This is a genomic window from Inquilinus limosus MP06, assembly GCF_000767795.1.
Classification (GTDB): domain Bacteria; phylum Pseudomonadota; class Alphaproteobacteria; order DSM-16000; family Inquilinaceae; genus Inquilinus; species Inquilinus limosus_E.
On sequence record NZ_JANX01000903.1, the window covers coordinates 1 to 1,628 of the forward strand.

General features: G+C 72.4%; 2 protein-coding genes. One reads left to right on the forward strand and one right to left on the reverse strand.

The window, feature by feature from the left end; all coding sequences use genetic code 11:
- Positions 1-1,341: tetratricopeptide repeat protein (locus P409_RS33805; protein WP_052121699.1), on the forward strand; the 1,341-nt coding region annotated here is incomplete at its 5' end.
- Positions 1,342-1,373: 32 nt separating this feature from the next.
- Here the strand turns inward: P409_RS33805 and P409_RS38465 are convergent.
- Positions 1,374-1,628, reverse strand: a 255-nt coding sequence (locus P409_RS38465) for an exopolysaccharide biosynthesis protein (protein WP_238578837.1), incomplete at its 5' end; no start/stop codon positions are given.

A 1,628-nucleotide genomic window follows, 5' to 3' on the forward strand; every position in this document is an offset into this window, starting at 1 on the left:
ACCAGCATGGGCGGGGATGCCGAGCAGGGGTATTTCGCCGACGGCATCACCGAGGACATCATCACCGACCTGTCCCGGGTCTCCGCCCTGTTCGTGGTCGCCCGCAACACCGCCTTCACCTTCCGCGGCCAGGCGGTGGAGGTGACGGAGGTGGCCCGGCGGCTGAATGTCGGATACGTGCTGCAGGGCAGCGTCCGCAGGGCGGCCGATCGCGTGCGGATCAATGTGCGGCTGATCGAGGGCGCCACCGGCGACCATCTGTGGTCGGAGCGGTACGACCGGGATTTCGACGACATCTTCGCGTTGCAGGACGACATCTCGCGCAGCGTCGTCGACGCCCTCAGGGTCACCCTGCTGCCGGAGGAGCTGCGGTCGATCGAGGGCCGCCCGACGACCAGTGCCGACGCCTATGAATGCTGCCTGCAGGGCCGTTCGGCCCTGTTCACCAGCTTCGGCAACAAGCCGGCGCTGGCCGAGGCGCGGGAGATGTTCCTGCAGGCGATCGCGATCGATCCGGGCTATGCCCGCGCCTATGCCGGCGTCGCGGCCTGCGACGTGCTGCTGTGGCTGGGCGGCAGCACCGAGATCTCCTACGAGGAGATCCTGCGCAACAGCGACACGGCCCTGAGCTTCGCGCCGAACCTGGCCGAGGCCCATGCCTCCCGCGGGCTGGCGCTGTTCCTGGCCGGCCGGGCCGGGGAGGCGACGACGGCCTTCGAGCGGGCGCTGGCGCTGGACCCCGAGCTGTTCGAGGCGCATGAATGGTACGCCGAGATGTGCCGGAACACCGGCCGCTACGCCGAGGCCGCCGCCCTGTTCGAGCGCGCGGCCGACCTGCGCGACACCGACTACATCTGCCTGGTGGTGCTGCGGGACACCTACACGTCGCTCGGCCGCGCCGAGGATGCGCTGGCGGCGGCGCGGCGGGGCTTCGCCCGGATCGAGGCGCAGCTGGCCCGGCGGCCCGACGACGCCATGGCGCTGTGCGCCGGCGCGGCGATGCTGGTCTCGCTGGGCGATCCTGGCCGTGCCCTGGCCTGGGCCGGCCGGGCCCTGGCGCTCAACCCCGAGGATTATGTGGTGCACTACAACGCGGCCTGCACCTATGCCGAGGCCGGCCGGCCCGACGCCGCGCTGGACCGTCTGGAGCACATCTCCGCGCGCACGCCGCGGGTGCGGTCCTGGCTGCTCGGCATCGTGCAGCATGACTCCCAGCTCGACAGCCTGCGCGCCGTGCCGCGGTTTCGGGGCTTCCTGGCCCGGCTGGAGGCGGATGTGCAGGGCGCCCGGACCGGCCACGACACGGAGTGCGGCGCCTCCGCCGGCACCGGCCCGGCCTGACCGGCTCGCGGGTCGGTGCCCCCTGCCGGGGCCTAAAGCAGGCCCCGCACCCAGCCCAGCTCGCCCATTGCCTGCCAGACGGCGCCGGCGGCGACGGCGAGCAGCAGGGCGGACGCTGCGAGCGCGATGCAGAGCAGGATCCCGTCCTCCTCCAGATAGGCGATGGCGAGCAGGGCGATCGCCAAAGCGGGCGGGATGTTGCTCAAGGAATCGGGGCCAGCAGCAGCACGCCGAGCAGCAGCACCACCAAGCCGACCCCGCGCTTGGTCGCCTCGAACGGCGTCGGC